Genomic DNA, 16,715 nt, shown 5'->3' on the forward strand with positions numbered 1-16,715 from the left:
GTGCACCCCGCGGGGGTCAAGGACCGGCGCAGCGGTGAGCACTGGATGGGACGCCTCTACATGCGCGAGGTGTCCCTGCGGGTCGACCGCTACCTGGTGAACACCCGGGTCACCCCCAACCAGCTCACGTATCTGATGACCCTCTGCGGTGTCCTCGCGGCCCCCGCCCTCCTGGTGCCCGGCATCACGGGCGCGGTCCTCGGGGTGGTCGCGGTCCAGCTCTACCTGCTGCTCGACTGCGTCGACGGCGAGATCGCCCGCTGGCGCAAGCAGTACTCCCTCGCCGGCGTCTACATGGACCGCGTCGGCGCCTACCTGACCGACGCCGCCGTGCTGGTCGGCCTCGGCCTGCGCGCCGCCGACCTGTGGGGCGAGGGCCGGATCGACTGGCTGTGGGCCTTCCTCGGCACCGTCGCCGCGCTGGGCGCGATACTCATCAAGGCGGAGACCGACCTGGTCGGTGTCGCCCGCCACCAGAACGGCATGCCCCCGGTGAAGGAGTCCGCCTCCGAGCCGCGCTCCTCCGGCATGGCGCTCGCCCGCAAGGCCGCCGCCGCCCTGAAGTTCCACCGGCTGATCCTGGGCATAGAGGCGTCGCTGCTGATCCTGCTCCTCGCGATCCTCGACTCCGCCCGGGGCGACCTGTTCTTCACCCGCCTCGGCACCGCCGTCCTGGCCGGGATCGCCCTGCTGCAGACTCTGCTGCACCTCGTGTCCGTCCTCGTCTCGAGCAGGCTGAAGTGAGCGCGGGCATGAAGGTCGGCGCGGTCATCATCACCATGGGCAACCGCCCCGACGAACTGAGGGCCCTGCTCGACTCGGTCGCCAAGCAGGACGGCGACCCGGTCCAGGTCGTGGTCGTCGGCAACGGCTCGCCCGTGCCCGACGTCCCCGAGGGCGTCAGGACCGTCGAGCTGCCCGAGAACCTCGGCATCCCCGGCGGACGCAACGTCGGCATCGAGGCGTTCGGTCCCAGCGGCCGGGACGTCGACATCCTGCTCTTCCTCGACGACGACGGCCTGCTCGCGCACACCGACACCGCCGAGCTGTGCCGGAAGGCGTTCACCGAGGACCCCTCGCTCGGCATCATCAGCTTCCGCATCGCCGACCCGGACACCGGCGTCACCCAGCGCCGGCACGTGCCCCGGCTGCGCGCCTCCGACCCGATGCGCTCCTCCCGCGTGACCACCTTCCTCGGCGGCGCCAACGCGGTGCGCACCCAGGTCATCGCCGAGGTCGGCGGCCTGCCGGACGAGTTCTTCTACGCCCACGAGGAGACCGACCTGGCCTGGCGCGCCCTCGACGCCGGCTGGATGATCGACTACCGGTCCGACATGGTGCTGTACCACCCGACGACCGCCCCCTCGCGGCACGCGGTCTACCACCGCATGGTGGCGCGCAACCGCGTCTGGCTCGCCCGGCGCAACCTGCCCGTCCCCCTCGTCCCGGTGTACCTGGGCGTCTGGCTGCTCCTCACCCTCCTGCGCCGCCCCTCGGGCCCCGCCCTCAAGGCGTGGTTCGGCGGCTTCAAGGAGGGCTGGACGTCGCCCTGCGGACCCCGCCGCCCCATGAAGTGGCGTACGGTGTGGCGGCTGACCCGACTGGGCCGGCCCCCGGTGATCTGACAAGCTTCGAGTCCGGGGATCCGGCCCCACCCGGTCCCCGGCTCCTGGCAGGCCCGCGCGGGCCACGCACATCGAGGACGAAAGACAATCCACCCGTGAGTGAGACTACGCACGACGGCACGGTCGCGGTCGGCGCGCCCGTGTCGCCCGACGAGGGCCTTACGGCGGCCGAGCTGGCCGCCAAGTACGGGCTGTCCGTCAGCGGCGCCCGCCCGTCCCTCGGCGAGTACGTCCGTCAGCTGTGGGGGCGGCGGCACTTCATCCTGGCCTTCTCCCAGGCCAAGCTGACGGCCCAGTACAGCAAGGCGAAGCTGGGCCAGCTGTGGCAGGTGGCGACGCCGCTGCTGAACGCGGCCGTGTACTTCTTCATCTTCGGCCTGCTGCTCGGCGCCCGGCGCGGCATCCCGAGCGACGTGTACGTGCCGTTCCTGGTGACCGGCGTGTTCGTGTTCACCTTCACGCAGAGCTCCGTGCTGGCCGGTGTCCGGGCGATCTCGGGCAACCTCGGCCTGGTGAGGGCGCTGCACTTCCCCCGGGCGTCGCTGCCGGTCTCGTTCGCGCTCCAGCAGCTCCAGCAGCTGCTGTTCTCGATGATCGTCCTGGTCGTCGTCATGGTGGCGTTCCGGAGCTATCCGGACCTGTCGTGGCTGCTGGTGGTGCCGGCGCTGGCGCTGCAGTTCGTCTTCAACACCGGCCTCGCGCTGATCTTCGCGCGGATGGGCAGCAAGACCCCCGACCTGGCGCAGCTGATGCCGTTCGTGCTGCGGACCTGGATGTACGCGTCCGGCGTGATGTTCTCCATCCCGGCCATGCTGGAGGACAAGAACGTGCCGTCCTGGGTGGCGGACGTGCTCCAGTGGAACCCGGCCGCGGTCTACATGGACCTGGTGCGGTTCGCGCTGATCGACAAGTACGACTCGTCCTACCTGCCACCGCACATCTGGGCGTTCGCGCTGGGCTGGGCGGTGCTCGCCGGCGTGGTCGGCTTCGTCTACTTCTGGAAGGCAGAGGAGAGGTACGGCCGTGGCTGACGACAAGACGGGCGCCCGGGTGCCCACCGTCATCGCGGACGACCTGCACATCGTCTACCGCGTGAACGGCGCCCGGTCGGGCAAGGGCAGCGCCACCGCGGCGCTCAGCCGGATCCTCAAGCGCGGTGGCGAGGAGCGGGGCGTGCGCAAGGTGCACGCCGTGCGCGGGGTGTCCTTCGTGGCGTACCGCGGCGAGGCCATCGGCCTGATCGGTTCCAACGGCTCCGGCAAGTCGACCCTGCTGCGCGCCGTCGCCGGACTGCTGCCCGCCGAGCGCGGCAAGGTCTACACCGACGGCCAGCCGTCCCTGCTCGGCGTGAACGCGGCTCTGATGAACGACCTCACCGGCGAGCGGAACATCATCCTCGGCGGGCTCGCGATGGGCATGTCCCGCGAGGAGATCAAGGAGCGTTACCAGGACATCGTCGACTTCTCCGGGATCAACGAGAAGGGCGACTTCATCACCCTGCCGATGCGGACCTACTCCTCCGGCATGGCCGCCCGCCTGCGCTTCTCCATCGCGGCCGCCAAGGACCACGACGTCCTGATGATCGACGAGGCGCTGGCCACGGGTGACCGGAAGTTCCAGAAGCGCTCCGAGGCCCGCATCCGCGAGCTGCGCAAGCACGCCGGCACGGTGTTCCTGGTCAGCCACAACAACAAGTCGATCCGCGACACCTGCGACCGGGTGCTGTGGCTGGAGCGCGGCGAGCTGCGCATGGACGGGCCGACGGACGAGGTGCTCCGCGAGTACGAGAAGTTCACCGGGAAGTAGCCCGCTTCGCCCGGGGCCCCGCCGGAACGGTCCGGCGGGGCCCCGCGTCTGCAAAAGATGCGTCAACTCCTGGCGCACGGCGGAATCTTGACGCCGGACGATGTGTTGTCGTGGAGCACGGAAGACCCCCGTCGAGGAACGGCGCGTTGTACAACGTAAGCTGTACCGGTCCCCGAAAGGCGGCAATCAGGGCCATAATGCCCGACACCATTCCTCGGCGCCGTCGGGTGGACGCCTGGGCGGCGTGTCCGAAATAGTGTGAATTGGGTCAGCAGTGTAGAACGGGAGATGTGACGGCAATGGCTTCGGAGACTCCCCGGCTGGACTCAGCATGCGCCGTCCTCTCCCCGGGCAGTCCGCGATGACGGCCGCCGGCCGGGCGCACCCCGGCGACCTCGAACGGGCCACCCTCGACAAGGCCGCCGCCGAGAACTTCCCGGTGGCGCCCTTCTTCCTGCCCAGGGCCTGGCGCGACGACCTCATGGCCGTCTACGGCTTCGCCCGTCTGGTCGACGACATCGGCGACGGCGACCTCGCCCCCGGCGGGGCCGACGCCCGCGCCCTCGGCGTCCCCGACGGGGAGGCCGATGACCGCCTCACTCTCCTGGACGCCCTCGAAGCCGATCTTCACCGCGTGTTCGACCCAACGGGTCCGGCCCCCCGTCACCCCCTGCTGCTCCGCCTGGAGCCCACGGTCCGCCGCCGCGCGCTGACCCCCGAGCCGTTCCTCGGGCTGATCGCCGCGAACCGCCAGGACCAGCTGGTCACGCGCTACGAGACCTACGACGACCTGCTCGCCTACTGCGAGCTGTCGGCCAACCCGGTCGGCCGCCTCGTGCTCGCCGTCACCGGGACCGCCACACCGGAGCGCATCCGGCGCTCCGACGCGATCTGCACCGCCCTGCAGATCGTCGAGCACCTTCAGGACGTCGCCGAGGACCTCGGCCGCGACCGCATCTACCTGCCCGCCGCGGACATGAAACGCTTCCACGTCCAGGAGGCCGACCTCGCCGCGCCCACCGCCGGCGCCTCGGTGCGCGCACTCGTCGCGTTCCAGGCGCAGCGCGCCCTCGACCTGCTGGACGAGGGCGCACCCCTGGTGGGCAGCGTCCGGGGCCGGCTCAGACTCCTGCTCGCGGGGTTCGTGGCGGGAGGAAGGGCGGCCGTCCGCGCGATCGCGGACGCCGGCCACGACGTACTTCCCGGCCCGCCCAAGCCCGGCACGCTGCGGCTGCTGCGCGAGGCGGGCACGACTCTGCGAGGAAAGGGGTGATCCGGACCGTGGAGTCCCAGCCAGCCGCGTCCGCACCGGTACTCGCCGCCTACAGCTACTGCGAGACCGTCACCGGCCAGCAGGCGCGCAACTTCGCCTACGGCATCCGGCTGCTGCCGACGCCCAAGCGGCGCGCCATGTCGGCCCTGTACGCGTTCTCCCGGCGGGTCGACGACATCGGTGACGGCCCGCTGCCCCAGGACGTCAAGGTCGCCCGTCTCGAGGACACCCGCACGCTGCTCACCCGGATCCGGGAGGGCGCGGTCGAGGAGGACGACACCGATCCGGTCGCGGTCGCCCTCTCCCACGCCGCCACGCACTTCCCGATCCCGCTCGGCGGCCTGGACGAACTCATCGACGGGGTCCAGATGGACCTGCGCGGCGAGACGTACGAGACCTGGGACGACCTGAAGGTCTACTGCCGCTGCGTCGCCGGCGCCATCGGCAGGCTCTCGCTCGGCGTCTTCGGCACCGAGCCCGGCGCGCGCGGCGTGGAACGCGCCTCCGAGTACGCCGACACGCTGGGCCTGGCGCTCCAGCTCACCAACATCCTGCGCGACGTCCGCGAGGACGCCGAGAACGGGCGCACCTACCTGCCCGCCGACGACCTCGCCAAGTTCGGCTGCTCCGACGGCTTCGCCGGACCGACACCCCCTCAGGGCTCGGACTTCGCCGGCCTGGTGCACTTCGAGGTGCGCAGGGCCCGCGCCCTCTTCGCCGAGGGCTACCGGCTGCTCCCCATGCTCGACCGGCGCAGCGGCGCCTGCGTCGCCGCCATGGCCGGCATCTATCGCCGTCTCCTGGACCGCATCGAGCGCGACCCCGAGGCCGTGCTGCGCGGCCGGGTCTCCCTGCCCGGACGGGAGAAGGCGTACGTGGCGGTGCGCGGCCTGTCCGGCCTCGACACCCGGCACGTGTCCCGGCGCACCGTCGGGAGGCGCGCCTGATGGACACCCCCTACCCGGACGGAAAGCGGCGGGCAACCCTCCGCCGCGCCCCCGCGTCCCTCACCGAGACGGCCGGCCGCGCACCTGTCGCGCCCGGCAGGCCGGGGGAGGGCGCATGAGCCACCGCACACGCTCCGAGGGAGCCCCGCACACGGACGGCCCGGTACCGCCGGGACGCCACGCCGTCGTGGTCGGCGGCGGACTGGCCGGCACCACCGCCGCCCTAGCCCTCGCCGACGCCGGAGTGCGCGTCACGCTGCTCGAAGGACGGCCCCGCCTGGGCGGACTCGCCTTCTCCTTCAAGCGCGGCGACCTGACCGTCGACAACGGCCAGCACGTCTACCTGCGCTGCTGCACCGCCTACCGCTGGTTCCTCGACCGTATCGGGGGCGCGGACCAGGCCCCGCTGCAGGACCGCCTCGACGTGCCCGTGGTCGACGCGGACCGCCCCGAGGGACGGCGGCTGGGACGGCTGCGGCGCGACCCGCTGCCGGTGCCTCTCCACCTCGGCCGCAGCCTCGCCGCGTACCCCCACCTCTCGCTCGCCGACCGGGCGAAGGTGGGCCGCGCCGCGCTCGCGCTGAAGGGCCTCGACCTCGACGACCCCGCCCTGGACGAGCAGGACTTCGGCAGCTGGCTCGCCGCCCACGGCCAGTCCCCGCGCGCCGTCGAAGCACTGTGGGACCTGGTCGGCGTCGCCACCCTCAACGCCGTCGCCGGCGACTCCTCGCTGGCGCTCGCCGCGATGGTGTTCAAGACCGGCCTGCTCTCCGACCCCGGCGCCGCCGACATCGGCTGGGCCCGGGTGCCGCTCGGCGACCTGCACGACCGGCTCGCCCGTGAGGCCCTCGACGCCGCCGGCGTACGCACCGAGACCCGCACCCGCGTCAGCTCCGTGCGCGCCGACGGTGACGGCGGCTGGAGCGTCGACATCCCCGGCGAGACGCTCCGCGCCGACGCCGTCGTCCTCGCCGTGCCCCAGCGCGAGGCGCACGCCCTGCTGCCCGCGGGCGCCCTCGACGACCCGGACCGGCTGCTCGGCATCGACACCGCCCCCATCCTCAACGTGCACGTCGTCTACGACCGCACGGTGCTCACCCGGCCCTTCTTCGCCGCGCTCGGCACCCCCGTGCAGTGGGTCTTCGACCGCACCGACGCCTCCGGGCTGCGCCACGGCCAGTACCTGGCGCTGTCCCAGTCGGTCGCCCACGACGACATCGACGCGCCCGTCGCCGACCTGCGCGAGAGGTACCTGCCCGAACTGGAGCGGCTGCTGCCGCGCACCCGCGGCGCCGAGGTCCTCGACTTCTTCGTCACCCGGGAGCGCACCGCGACCTTCGTTCCCGCCCCCGGCGTCGGACGCCTCAGGCCCGGCGCCCGCACCAAGGCACCCGGCCTCTACCTGGCCGGAGCGTGGACCGCCACCGGGTGGCCCGCGACCATGGAGAGTGCGGTCCGCAGCGGCGTCGGCGCGGCGGACGCCGCGCTCGGCGCCCTCGGCCGGCCCCGCCCGCGCCACCTCTTCGCGCTCGAGGAGGCCGCCTGATGCTGCAGCAGAGCGGCGCGGCAGGTCCCCGCACCCCCGGTACCGCAACAAGAGGAGACACTGTGCCCACTGTGCCCCCGGCCTCGCAGGCCGCTCGAAGGACCGCGGTGGACGTGTCCGCGCTCCTGGAGCGCGGGCGGACCCTGGCCACGCCGGTACTGCGGGCGGCCGTCGACCGCCTGGCGCCTCCCATGGACACGGTCGCCGCCTACCACTTCGGCTGGATCGACGCCCAGGGCCGGCCCGCGGACGGCGACGGCGGCAAGGCCGTGCGCCCCGCCCTCGCCGTGCTGTCCGCCGAGGTCACGGGCGCCGCCCCGCAGACCGGCGTGCCCGGAGCGGTCGCCGTCGAGCTGGTCCACAACTTCTCGCTGCTGCACGACGACCTGATGGACGGCGACGAGCAGCGCCGGCACCGCGACACCGTCTGGAAGGTGCACGGCCCCGCCCAGGCCATCCTGGTCGGCGACGCCCTGTTCGCCCTGGCCAACGAGGTGCTGCTGGAGCTCGGCACCGTCGAGGCCGGCCGCGCCACCCGCCGCCTCACCCGGGCCAGCCGCGCACTGATCGACGGTCAGGCCCAGGACATCTCCTACGAGCACCGCGACCGGGTCAGCGTCGAGGAGTGCCTGGAGATGGAGGGCAACAAGACCGGCGCCCTGCTCGCCTGCGCCAGCTCCATCGGCGCGGTCCTCGGCGGCGCCGACGAGCGCACCGCCGACGCCCTCGAGCGCTACGGCCACCACCTGGGCCTGGCCTTCCAGGCGGTCGACGACCTGCTCGGCATCTGGGGCGACCCGGAGTCCACCGGCAAGCAGACCTGGAGCGACCTGCGCCAGCGCAAGAAGTCCCTCCCGGTCGTGGCCGCGCTCGCCGCAAACGGCCCGGCCGCGACCCGGCTCGGCGAGATCCTCGCCGCCGACGCCAAGAGCAGCGACTTCGCGAACTTCTCCGAGGAGGAGTTCGCGGCCCGTGCCGCCCTCATCGAGGAGGCCGGCGGCCGTGAGTGGACCGCCGAGGAGGCACGACGCCAGCACACCATCGCCATCGAGGCCCTCGACGTCGTGGACATGCCCGACCGGGTGCGGGAACAGTTCACGGCGCTCGCGGACTTCGTCGTCGTACGAAAGAGATGATCACTATCGGTCGAATAGCCCTCGCGTAGTCGCCGGCCGGTGGGAGCACCCCACCGGCCGACGGCGGACCCACAGCAGACGCACCACTTGCAGGACTGCACGAAGGGGAAGCCATGACAGCGACGACCGACGGAAGCACCGGGGCGGCCTCGCCGTCCCGGCTCACCGCGGCCAGCGAACACGACACCGACATCCCCGAGGCGGCCGGGGTACCCGACATCGCCGCCCGCGCCGTACGGCGCGCCACCGACTTCCTGCTGTCCCGTCAGAGCGACGAGGGCTGGTGGAAGGGCGACCTCGAGACGAACGTCACGATGGACGCCGAGGACCTGCTGCTGCGTCAGTTCCTCGGCATCAGCGACGAGGACACCACCCGCGCCGCCGCCCTGTTCATCCGTGGGGAGCAGCGCGAGGACGGCACCTGGGCCACCTTCTACGGCGGGCCCGGCGACCTGTCCGCCACCGTCGAGGCGTACGTCGCGCTCAGACTGGCCGGCGACGCCCCCGACGCCCCGCACATGGCGAGGGCGTCCGCCTGGGTCCGTGAGCAGGGCGGCATCGCCGCGTCCCGGGTCTTCACCCGCATCTGGCTGGCCCTGTTCGGCTGGTGGAAGTGGGAGGACCTGCCCGAACTGCCGCCCGAGCTGATCTGGTTCCCCACCTGGGTGCCGCTCAACATCTACGACTTCGGCTGCTGGGCGCGGCAGACCATCGTGCCGCTCACCATCGTCTCCGCCGAGCGGCCGGTGCGCCCCGCCCCGTTCCCGCTGGACGAGCTGCACACCGACCCGGCGAACCCCAGCCCTCCCCGGCCGTTCGCCCCGGCGAACACCTGGGACGGCGCCTTCCAGCGGCTCGACAGGGGCCTGCACAAGCTGCGCCGGGCCGTCCCGCGCCGGCTGCGCCGGGCCGCGATGAACACCGCCGCCCGCTGGATCATCGAACGGCAGGAGAACGACGGCTGCTGGGGCGGCATCCAGCCCCCGGCCGTGTACTCGGTCATCGCCCTGCACCTGCTCGGCTACGACCTCAACCACCCGGTGATGCGCGCCGGTCTGGAGTCCCTGGACCGGTTCGCCGTGTGGCGCGAGGACGGCGCCCGGATGATCGAGGCCTGCCAGTCCCCGGTGTGGGACACCTGCCTCGCCACCATCGCGCTGGCCGACGCGGGCGTGCCCGCCGACCACCCGGCCCTGGTCAAGGCCGCCGACTGGATGCTCGGCGAGCAGGTGGTGCGGCCCGGCGACTGGTCGGTGCGCCGGCCCCATCTCCCGCCCGGCGGCTGGGCGTTCGAGTTCCACAACGACAACTACCCCGACATCGACGACACCGCCGAGGTGGTCCTCGCGCTGCGCCGGGTCAAGCACCACGACCCGGAGCGGCTGGACAACGCCGCCGGGCGCGGGGTGCGCTGGAACCTCGGCATGCAGTCGAAGAACGGAGCCTGGGGCGCCTTCGACGTCGACAACACCAGCCCGTTCCCCAACCGGCTGCCGTTCTGCGACTTCGGCGAGGTCATCGACCCGCCGTCGGCCGACGTCACCGCGCACGTCGTGGAGATGCTCGCCGTCGAAGGGCTCGCCCAGGACCCGCGCACCCGGCGAGGCGTGGGGTGGCTCCTCGCCGAACAGGAGCCGGACGGCTCGTGGTTCGGCCGCTGGGGCGTCAACTACCTCTACGGCACCGGCTCCGTGGTCCCCGCCCTGACCGCGGCCGGCATCCCCACGTCCCACCCGGCGGTCCGGCGGGCCGTGGCCTGGCTGGAGAAGGTGCAGAACGACGACGGCGGCTGGGGCGAGGACCTGCGCTCCTACCGCTACGTCAAGGAGTGGAGCGGAAAGGGCGCCTCCACCGCCTCCCAGACCGCCTGGGCGCTGATGGCGCTGCTCGCGGCGGGGGAGCGGGACTCCGAGGCGGTCGAACGGGGCGTCGCCTGGCTGGCGAACACCCAGCGGGACGACGGCTCCTGGGACGAGCCGTACTTCACCGGCACCGGCTTCCCCTGGGACTTCTCCATCAACTACCACCTCTACCGGCAGGTGTTCCCGCTCACCGCGCTCGGCCGGTACGTCCACGGTGAGCCGTTCGCCGCGAAGCCGGCCGAGGCGACGGCGGGCTCCGCGCAGGCGCTCGCCGACGCGAAGGGCAGCTGATGAGCGGCCGGCCCGCCCCCGCCCCACTGCTGATCGCCTGCGCGCTCGGCATCGAACAGTTCGCGCTGCGCAGGCGGGAGCGCACCACCCCGGGCGGGCCGGTCACCGTGCTGCGCACCGGCATGGGACCGGCGGCGGCCGAACGGTCCGTCACCCGCGTGCTCGCCGACCCGGCGATGCGCGGGGCCGCCGTCCTCGCCACCGGCTTCTGCGCGGGCCTCGCCCCCGGCATGCACCCCGGCGACCTGGTCGTCGCCGAGGAGACCCGGGACCCGCGCGGCACCGTGCCGTGCGTCGGCACCGAACTGCTGGTGAAGGAGCTGAAGCGCGCGGTGCCCGGACGCACCGTGCACACCGGCCCCCTCACCGGCTCCGACCACGTCGTCCGCGGCCACGAACGCTCCGACCTCCTCGCCACCGGCGCGATCGCGGTGGACATGGAGTCGGCCGCCACGCTCCTGAGCGCCGTCCGCGCGGCCGAGCGCCCGGTTGCGGCCGTCCGGGTGGTCGTGGACGCTCCTGAACACGAACTCGTCCGCATCGGCACGGTCCGCGGTGGAATATCGGCTTTCCGTGTCCTTCGTTCCGTACTCCCGGCTTTCTATGAATGGCACCGTTCCTTGCTGCTCCCCAGGAGGTGAGCCAGATGGCCATGCCGCTGCGTCAGTCCATCAAGGTCGCTACATACTTGGCCGAACAGAAGCTCCGCGGGCGGGACAAGTTCCCGCTCATCGTGGAGCTGGAACCGCTCTTCGCCTGCAACCTCAAGTGCGAGGGCTGCGGCAAGATCCAGCATCCGGCCGGCGTGCTCAAGCAGCGCATGCCCGTCGCGCAGGCCGTCGGCGCCGTCCTGGAGTCCGGGGCGCCCATGGTGTCGATCGCCGGCGGCGAGCCCCTGATGCACCCCCAGATCGACGAGATCGTGCGTCAGCTGGTGGCCCGCCGGAAGTACGTCTTCCTGTGCACCAACGCGCTGCTGATGCGCAAGAAGATGGACAAGTTCACCCCGTCGCCGTACTTCGCGTTCGCGGTGCACATCGACGGGCTGCGGGAGCGGCACGACGAGTCCGTCGCCAAGGAGGGCGTGTTCGACGAGGCCGTGGAGGCCATCAAGGAGGCCAAGCGGCGCGGCTTCCGGGTCACCACCAACTCGACGTTCTTCAACACCGACACCCCGCAGACCGTCGTCGAGGTCCTCAACTTCCTCAACGACGACCTCAAGGTCGACGAGATGATGATCTCGCCCGCCTACGCCTACGAGAAGGCGCCCGACCAGGAGCACTTCCTGGGCGTGGAGCAGACCCGCGAGCTGTTCAAGAAGGCCTTCTCCGGCGGCAACCGGCGCCGCTGGCGGCTCAACCACTCCCCGCTGTTCCTCGACTTCCTCGAGGGCAAGGTGGACTTCCCCTGCACCGCCTGGGCGATCCCCAACTACTCCCTGTTCGGCTGGCAGCGCCCCTGCTACCTGATGAGCGACGGCTACGTGCCGACCTACCGGGAGCTCATCGAGGACACCGACTGGGACCAGTACGGCCGCGGCAAGGACCCGCGCTGCGCCAACTGCATGGCGCACTGCGGCTACGAGCCCACCGCCGTCCTCGCCACCATGGGCTCCCTGAAGGAGTCCCTGCGCGCCATGCGCGAGACCGTCTCGTCGAACAGGGAGTGACGCAGATGACCGCAGTCTCCCTGGGCCTCCCCGAGGTCCCGGCCACGCTCGCGGTGCGCCGGAGGAGCCGGCAGATCCAGGTCGGCTCGGTGGCGGTGGGTGGGAACGCGCCGGTGTCGGTGCAGTCGATGACGACCACGCGCACGTCGGACATCGGCGCGACGCTGCAGCAGATCGCGGAGCTGACCGCGTCGGGCTGCCAGATCGTGCGGGTGGCGTGTCCGACGCAGGACGACGCGGACGCGCTGCCGGTGATCGCGAAGAAGTCGCAGATCCCGGTGATCGCCGACATCCACTTCCAGCCGAAGTACGTGTTCGCCGCGATCGAGGCGGGCTGCGCGGCGGTGCGGGTGAACCCGGGCAACATCAAGAAGTTCGACGACCAGGTCAAGGAGATCGCCAAGGCGGCGAAGGACCACGGCACCCCGATCCGTATCGGGGTGAACGCGGGTTCGCTGGACCGGCGGCTGCTGCAGAAGTACGGCAGGGCGACCCCGGAGGCGCTGGCGGAGTCGGCGCTGTGGGAGGCGTCGCTGTTCGAGGAGCACGACTTCCGCGACATCAAGATCTCGGTGAAGCACAACGACCCGGTCGTGATGGTGGAGGCGTACCGGCAGCTCGCCGCCCAGTGCGACTACCCGCTCCACCTGGGTGTCACCGAGGCCGGCCCCGCCTTCCAGGGCACCATCAAGTCGGCCGTCGCGTTCGGTGCGCTGCTCTCCCAGGGCATCGGCGACACCATCCGCGTCTCCCTCTCGGCCCCGCCGGTGGAGGAGATCAAGGTCGGCATCCAGATCCTGGAGTCCTTGAATCTGCGGCAGCGGGGGCTGGAGATCGTGTCGTGCCCGTCGTGCGGGCGGGCGCAGGTGGACGTGTACAAGCTGGCCGAGGAGGTCACCGCGGGCCTGACCGGCATGGAGGTGCCGCTGCGCGTCGCGGTCATGGGCTGTGTGGTGAACGGTCCGGGTGAGGCGCGTGAGGCGGATCTGGGTGTGGCGTCGGGCAACGGCAAGGGGCAGATCTTCGTGAAGGGCGAGGTCATCAAGACCGTGCCCGAGTCGAAGATCGTGGAGACCCTCATCGAAGAGGCGATGAAGATCGCCGAGCAGATGGAGAAGGACGGTATCGCGTCGGGGGAGCCGGCCGTCACCGTGAGCTGAGCAGCACGGAACCGAAGGGGGCCCGAGCGTGACGATTCTGGAGAACATTCGGCAACCACGTGACCTGAAGGCGCTGACCGAGGCGGAACTCGGCGAACTGACCGACGAGATCAGGGAGTTCCTGGTGCACGCGGTCGCCAGGACCGGGGGCCACCTCGGGCCCAACCTCGGGGTGGTGGAGCTGACCATCGCCCTGCACCGGGTCTTCGAGTCGCCGGTGGACCGCATCCTGTGGGACACCGGCCACCAGTCCTACGTGCACAAGCTGTTGACCGGCCGTCAGGACTTCTCCAAGCTGCGCGGCAAGGGCGGCCTCTCCGGCTACCCCTCCCGCGAGGAGTCCGAGCACGACGTCATCGAGAACAGCCACGCCTCCACCGCACTCGGCTGGGCCGACGGGCTCGCCAAGGCCCGCCGGGTGCGCGGAGAGCAAGGGCACGTCGTCGCGGTGATCGGCGACGGCGCGCTCACCGGCGGCATGGCCTGGGAGGCGCTGAACAACATCGCCGCCGCCAAGGACCGGCCGCTCATCGTCGTCGTCAACGACAACGAACGCTCCTACGCCCCCACCATCGGCGGACTCGCCAACCATCTCGCCGCCCTGCGCACCACCGACGGCTACGAACGCGTCCTGGCCTGGGGCAAGGACGTCCTCCAGCGCACCCCCGTGGTCGGGCCGCCCGTCTACGAGGCGCTGCACGGAGCGAAGAAGGGCTTCAAGGACGCCTTCGCCCCGCAGGGCCTCTTCGAGGACCTGGGCCTGAAGTACGTCGGCCCCATCGACGGCCACGACATCCGGGCCGTGGAGTCCGCGCTGCGCCGCGCCAAACGCTTCCACGGCCCCGTCCTCGTGCACTGCATCACCGAGAAGGGCCGCGGCTACGAGCCCGCCCTCGCCCACGAGGAGGACCACTTCCACACCGTCGGCGTGATGGACCCGCTCACCTGCGCGCCCCTCGCCCCCTCCGGCGGGCCGTCCTGGACCTCGGTCTTCGGCGAGGAGATCGTCAGGATCGGCGAGGAACGCGAGGACGTGGTGGCCATCACCGCCGCCATGCTCCACCCGGTCGGCCTCGGCCCGTTCGCCGAACGCTTCCCGGACCGGGTGTGGGACGTCGGCATCGCCGAGCAGCACGCCGCCGTCTCCGCCGCCGGGCTCGCCACCGGCGGACTCCACCCGGTCGTCGCCGTCTACGCCACCTTCCTCAACCGCGCCTTCGACCAGCTCCTGATGGACGTGGCCCTGCACCGCTGCGGCGTCACCTTCGTCCTGGACCGGGCGGGCGTCACCGGCACCGACGGCCCCTCCCACAACGGCATGTGGGACATGTCGGTGCTCCAGGTGGTGCCCGGCCTGCGCATCGCCGCGCCCCGCGACGCCGACCAATTGCGCGCCCAGCTCCGCGAGGCGGTCGCCGTGGACGACGCGCCGACCCTGCTGCGCTTCCCGAAGGAGTCCGTCGGCCCGGCGGTCCCGGCGGTGGACCGGATCGGCGGCATGGACGTGCTGCACCGCGCGGACGACCCCGAGGTGCTGCTGGTGGCCGTCGGGGCGATGGCGTCCGTCTGCCTCCAGGCCGCGGACCTGCTCCGGGCACGCGGGATCGGCTGCACCGTGGTCGACCCCCGCTGGGTGAAGCCCGTCGACCCCGCCCTCCCGCCGCTGGCCGCCCGGCACCGGCTGGTGGCCGTGGTGGAGGACAACAGCCGCGCCGCCGGGGTCGGCTCGGCGGTGGCGCTGGTTCTGGGCGACGCCGACGTCGACGTGCCGGTGCGGCGGTTCGGCATCCCGGAGCAGTTCCTCGCGCACGCCAAGCGCGGCGAGGTCCTCGCCGACATCGGTCTCACGCCCGTCGACGTCGCCGGGCGGATCAGTGCGAGCCTCGCCGCCCGGGAGGAACTCGCGAAACAGTCACCGGACGCACAGGAGCACCAGGCATGACCACCGCGGAGTCCGCGTCGGAGTCGTCCCAGGCCGGGAAGTTCGACATCGGCGCCCTGCTGGCAGAGCGCGGGGCCGAGCGCTACGAACTGCACAACCGGTACCTCAACCCGCAGCTCCCGCGCATGCTGCACACCATCGGCTTCGACAAGGTCTACGAGCGCGCCGAGGGCGCCCACTTCTGGGACGCCGAAGGGAACGACCACCTGGACATGCTCGCCGGGTTCGGGGTGATGGGGCTCGGCCGCCACCACCCCGTGGTCCGCAAGGCGCTGCACGACGTCCTGGACCTGTCGCTCGCCGACCTCACCCGCTTCGACTGCCAGCCGCTGCCGGGCCTGCTCGCCGAACGGCTCCTCGTCCACAGCCCGCACCTGGACCGGGTGTTCTTCGGCAACAGCGGCACGGAGGCCGTGGAGGGCGCCCTGAAGTTCGCCCGCTACGCCACCGGCCGGCCCAGGGTGCTCTACTGCGACCACGCCTTCCACGGGCTGACCACCGGCGCCCTGTCCGTCAACGGCGAGCCCGGCTTCCGGGACGGGTTCGCCCCGCTGCTGCCCGACACGGCCGTGCCGCTCGGCGACCTCGACGCGCTGGAGCGGGAGCTGCGCAAGGGCGACGTGGCCGCGCTGATCGTGGAGCCGATCCAGGGCAAGGGCGTCCACGAGGCCCCGCCCGGCTATCTGCGGGCCGCGCAGGACCTGCTGCACCGGCACAAGGCGCTGCTGATCGCCGACGAGGTGCAGACCGGGCTCGGCCGCACCGGTGACTTCTACGCCTACCAGCACGAGGAGGGCGTGGAGCCGGACCTGGTGTGCGTGGCCAAGGCGCTGTCCGGCGGGTACGTGCCGGTCGGGGCCACGCTCGGCAAGGAGTGGATCTTCAGGAAGGTCTTCTCGTCGATGGACCGTGTGCTGGTGCACTCCGCCAGCTTCGGCGCCAACGCGCAGGCCATGGCGGCGGGCCTCGCGGTCCTGTCGGTCATGGAGGACGAACAGATCGTGGCGCACGTGCGCAGGGTCGGGGACCTGCTGCGGACCCGGCTGGCCGCCCTGACCGACCGGTACGAGCTGCTCGCCGACGTCCGCGGCCGGGGCCTGATGATCGGCATCGAGTTCGGGCGGCCCCGCTCGCTGAAACTGCGCTCGCGCTGGGCCATGCTCCAGGCGGCCCGCAAGGGGCTGTTCGCTCAGATGGTGGTGGTCCCGCTGCTCCAGCGGCACCGTATCCTCACGCAGGTGTCAGGGGACCACCTCGAGGTGATCAAGCTGATCCCCCCGCTGATCGTCGACGAGGGGGACGTGGACCGGTTCGTGGACGCCTTCACCGCGGTGATGGACGACGCCCACGAGGGCGGGCTCATCTGGGACTTCGGCCGGACCCTGGTGAAGCAGGCGGTCGCCAACCGCTGACCGCGACGAGCACGACGGGCTTTGCCTCTGAGGCAAGAAAATTGCC

15 protein-coding genes are annotated in these 16,715 nt (G+C 71.9%); all 15 read left to right on the forward strand.

The window, feature by feature from the left end; all coding sequences use genetic code 11:
- Positions 1-744 (forward strand): CDP-alcohol phosphatidyltransferase family protein, encoded by a 744-nt coding sequence (locus ACQZOG_RS13610; protein ID WP_193468999.1) that lies wholly within the window; start codon positions 1-3, stop codon positions 742-744.
- An 8-nt stretch (positions 745-752) separates the two neighbouring features.
- Entirely contained in the window at positions 753-1,625 is an 873-nt protein-coding gene (locus tag ACQZOG_RS13615) for a glycosyltransferase family 2 protein (RefSeq protein WP_203551577.1), read from the forward strand.
- A gap of 95 nt (positions 1,626-1,720) precedes the next feature.
- The gene (locus ACQZOG_RS13620) at positions 1,721-2,656 is read left to right on the forward strand and encodes an ABC transporter permease (RefSeq protein WP_193456688.1); all 936 of its coding nucleotides are present in this window, start codon (positions 1,721-1,723) and stop codon (positions 2,654-2,656) included.
- Positions 2,649-3,431, forward strand: a complete 783-nt coding sequence (locus ACQZOG_RS13625) for an ABC transporter ATP-binding protein (protein WP_058917430.1) — start codon at positions 2,649-2,651, stop codon at positions 3,429-3,431. Before ACQZOG_RS13620 ends, ACQZOG_RS13625 begins: the two co-directional genes overlap by 8 nt.
- A 361-nt stretch (positions 3,432-3,792) precedes the next feature.
- Positions 3,793-4,704, forward strand: coding sequence for a squalene synthase HpnC (hpnC, locus tag ACQZOG_RS13630; RefSeq protein WP_193469073.1), 912 nt, complete (start codon positions 3,793-3,795; stop codon positions 4,702-4,704).
- The gene (hpnD, locus tag ACQZOG_RS13635) at positions 4,701-5,651 is read left to right on the forward strand and encodes a presqualene diphosphate synthase HpnD (protein ID WP_033278151.1); all 951 of its coding nucleotides are present in this window, start codon (positions 4,701-4,703) and stop codon (positions 5,649-5,651) included. Before hpnC ends, hpnD begins: the two co-directional genes overlap by 4 nt.
- Positions 5,651-5,770, forward strand: coding sequence for a DUF6380 family protein (locus tag ACQZOG_RS13640; RefSeq protein ID WP_351036934.1), 120 nt, complete (start codon positions 5,651-5,653; stop codon positions 5,768-5,770). The genes hpnD and ACQZOG_RS13640 overlap by 1 nt, the downstream gene beginning before the upstream one ends.
- Positions 5,767-7,197 carry a hydroxysqualene dehydroxylase HpnE gene (hpnE, locus tag ACQZOG_RS13645; RefSeq protein WP_033278152.1) on the forward strand — a complete coding sequence of 477 codons (1,431 nt, stop codon included), beginning with the start codon at positions 5,767-5,769 and terminating at the stop codon, positions 7,195-7,197. Before ACQZOG_RS13640 ends, hpnE begins: the two co-directional genes overlap by 4 nt.
- Before the next feature lie 71 nt (positions 7,198-7,268).
- On the forward strand, positions 7,269-8,333 hold the full coding sequence (locus ACQZOG_RS13650; protein ID WP_078493073.1) for a polyprenyl synthetase family protein: 1,065 nt from the start codon (positions 7,269-7,271) through the stop codon (positions 8,331-8,333).
- A gap of 113 nt (positions 8,334-8,446) precedes the next feature.
- Positions 8,447-10,486, forward strand: a complete 2,040-nt coding sequence (gene shc, locus ACQZOG_RS13655) for a squalene--hopene cyclase (RefSeq protein ID WP_430741523.1) — start codon at positions 8,447-8,449, stop codon at positions 10,484-10,486.
- On the forward strand, positions 10,486-11,127 hold the full coding sequence (locus tag ACQZOG_RS13660; protein WP_203549701.1) for a 1-hydroxy-2-methyl-2-butenyl 4-diphosphate reductase: 642 nt from the start codon (positions 10,486-10,488) through the stop codon (positions 11,125-11,127). Before shc ends, ACQZOG_RS13660 begins: the two co-directional genes overlap by 1 nt.
- Before the next feature lie 5 nt (positions 11,128-11,132).
- A complete protein-coding gene (hpnH, locus tag ACQZOG_RS13665; protein WP_033278156.1) occupies positions 11,133-12,155 on the forward strand; it encodes an adenosyl-hopene transferase HpnH in 1,023 nt (340 codons plus the stop codon).
- A gap of 5 nt (positions 12,156-12,160) precedes the next feature.
- Positions 12,161-13,315 (forward strand): flavodoxin-dependent (E)-4-hydroxy-3-methylbut-2-enyl-diphosphate synthase, encoded by a 1,155-nt coding sequence (gene ispG / locus ACQZOG_RS13670; protein WP_203549700.1) that lies wholly within the window; start codon positions 12,161-12,163, stop codon positions 13,313-13,315.
- 28 nt (positions 13,316-13,343) lie between these two features.
- Entirely contained in the window at positions 13,344-15,257 is a 1,914-nt protein-coding gene (gene dxs, locus ACQZOG_RS13675) for a 1-deoxy-D-xylulose-5-phosphate synthase (protein ID WP_354793248.1), read from the forward strand.
- A complete protein-coding gene (locus ACQZOG_RS13680) occupies positions 15,254-16,669 on the forward strand; it encodes an aspartate aminotransferase family protein (protein ID WP_430741524.1) in 1,416 nt (471 codons plus the stop codon). The genes dxs and ACQZOG_RS13680 overlap by 4 nt, the downstream gene beginning before the upstream one ends.
- Positions 16,670-16,715 lie beyond the last annotated feature (46 nt).

Origin of the sequence: Streptomyces sp. P13-3-3, from assembly GCF_050571355.1 — a bacterium.
Taxonomy (GTDB): domain Bacteria; phylum Actinomycetota; class Actinomycetes; order Streptomycetales; family Streptomycetaceae; genus Streptomyces; species Streptomyces althioticus.

Bases quoted from the DNA above. Each gene is read 5' to 3' on its own strand.
- ispG (WP_203549700.1), top strand. From the start codon at position 12,161: ATGACCGCAGTCTCCCTGGGCCTCCCCGAGGTCCCGGCCACGCTCGCG.
- hpnE (WP_033278152.1), top strand. From the start codon at position 5,767: ATGAGCCACCGCACACGCTCCGAGGGAGCCCCGCACACGGACGGCCCG.
- ACQZOG_RS13615 (WP_203551577.1), top strand. From the start codon at position 753: ATGAAGGTCGGCGCGGTCATCATCACCATGGGCAACCGCCCCGACGAA.
- hpnC (WP_193469073.1), top strand. From the start codon at position 3,793: ATGACGGCCGCCGGCCGGGCGCACCCCGGCGACCTCGAACGGGCCACC.
- shc (WP_430741523.1), top strand. From the start codon at position 8,447: ATGACAGCGACGACCGACGGAAGCACCGGGGCGGCCTCGCCGTCCCGG.
- hpnH (WP_033278156.1), top strand. From the start codon at position 11,133: ATGGCCATGCCGCTGCGTCAGTCCATCAAGGTCGCTACATACTTGGCC.
- ACQZOG_RS13640 (WP_351036934.1), top strand. From the start codon at position 5,651: ATGGACACCCCCTACCCGGACGGAAAGCGGCGGGCAACCCTCCGCCGC.
- ACQZOG_RS13660 (WP_203549701.1), top strand. From the start codon at position 10,486: ATGAGCGGCCGGCCCGCCCCCGCCCCACTGCTGATCGCCTGCGCGCTC.
- ACQZOG_RS13680 (WP_430741524.1), top strand. From the start codon at position 15,254: ATGACCACCGCGGAGTCCGCGTCGGAGTCGTCCCAGGCCGGGAAGTTC.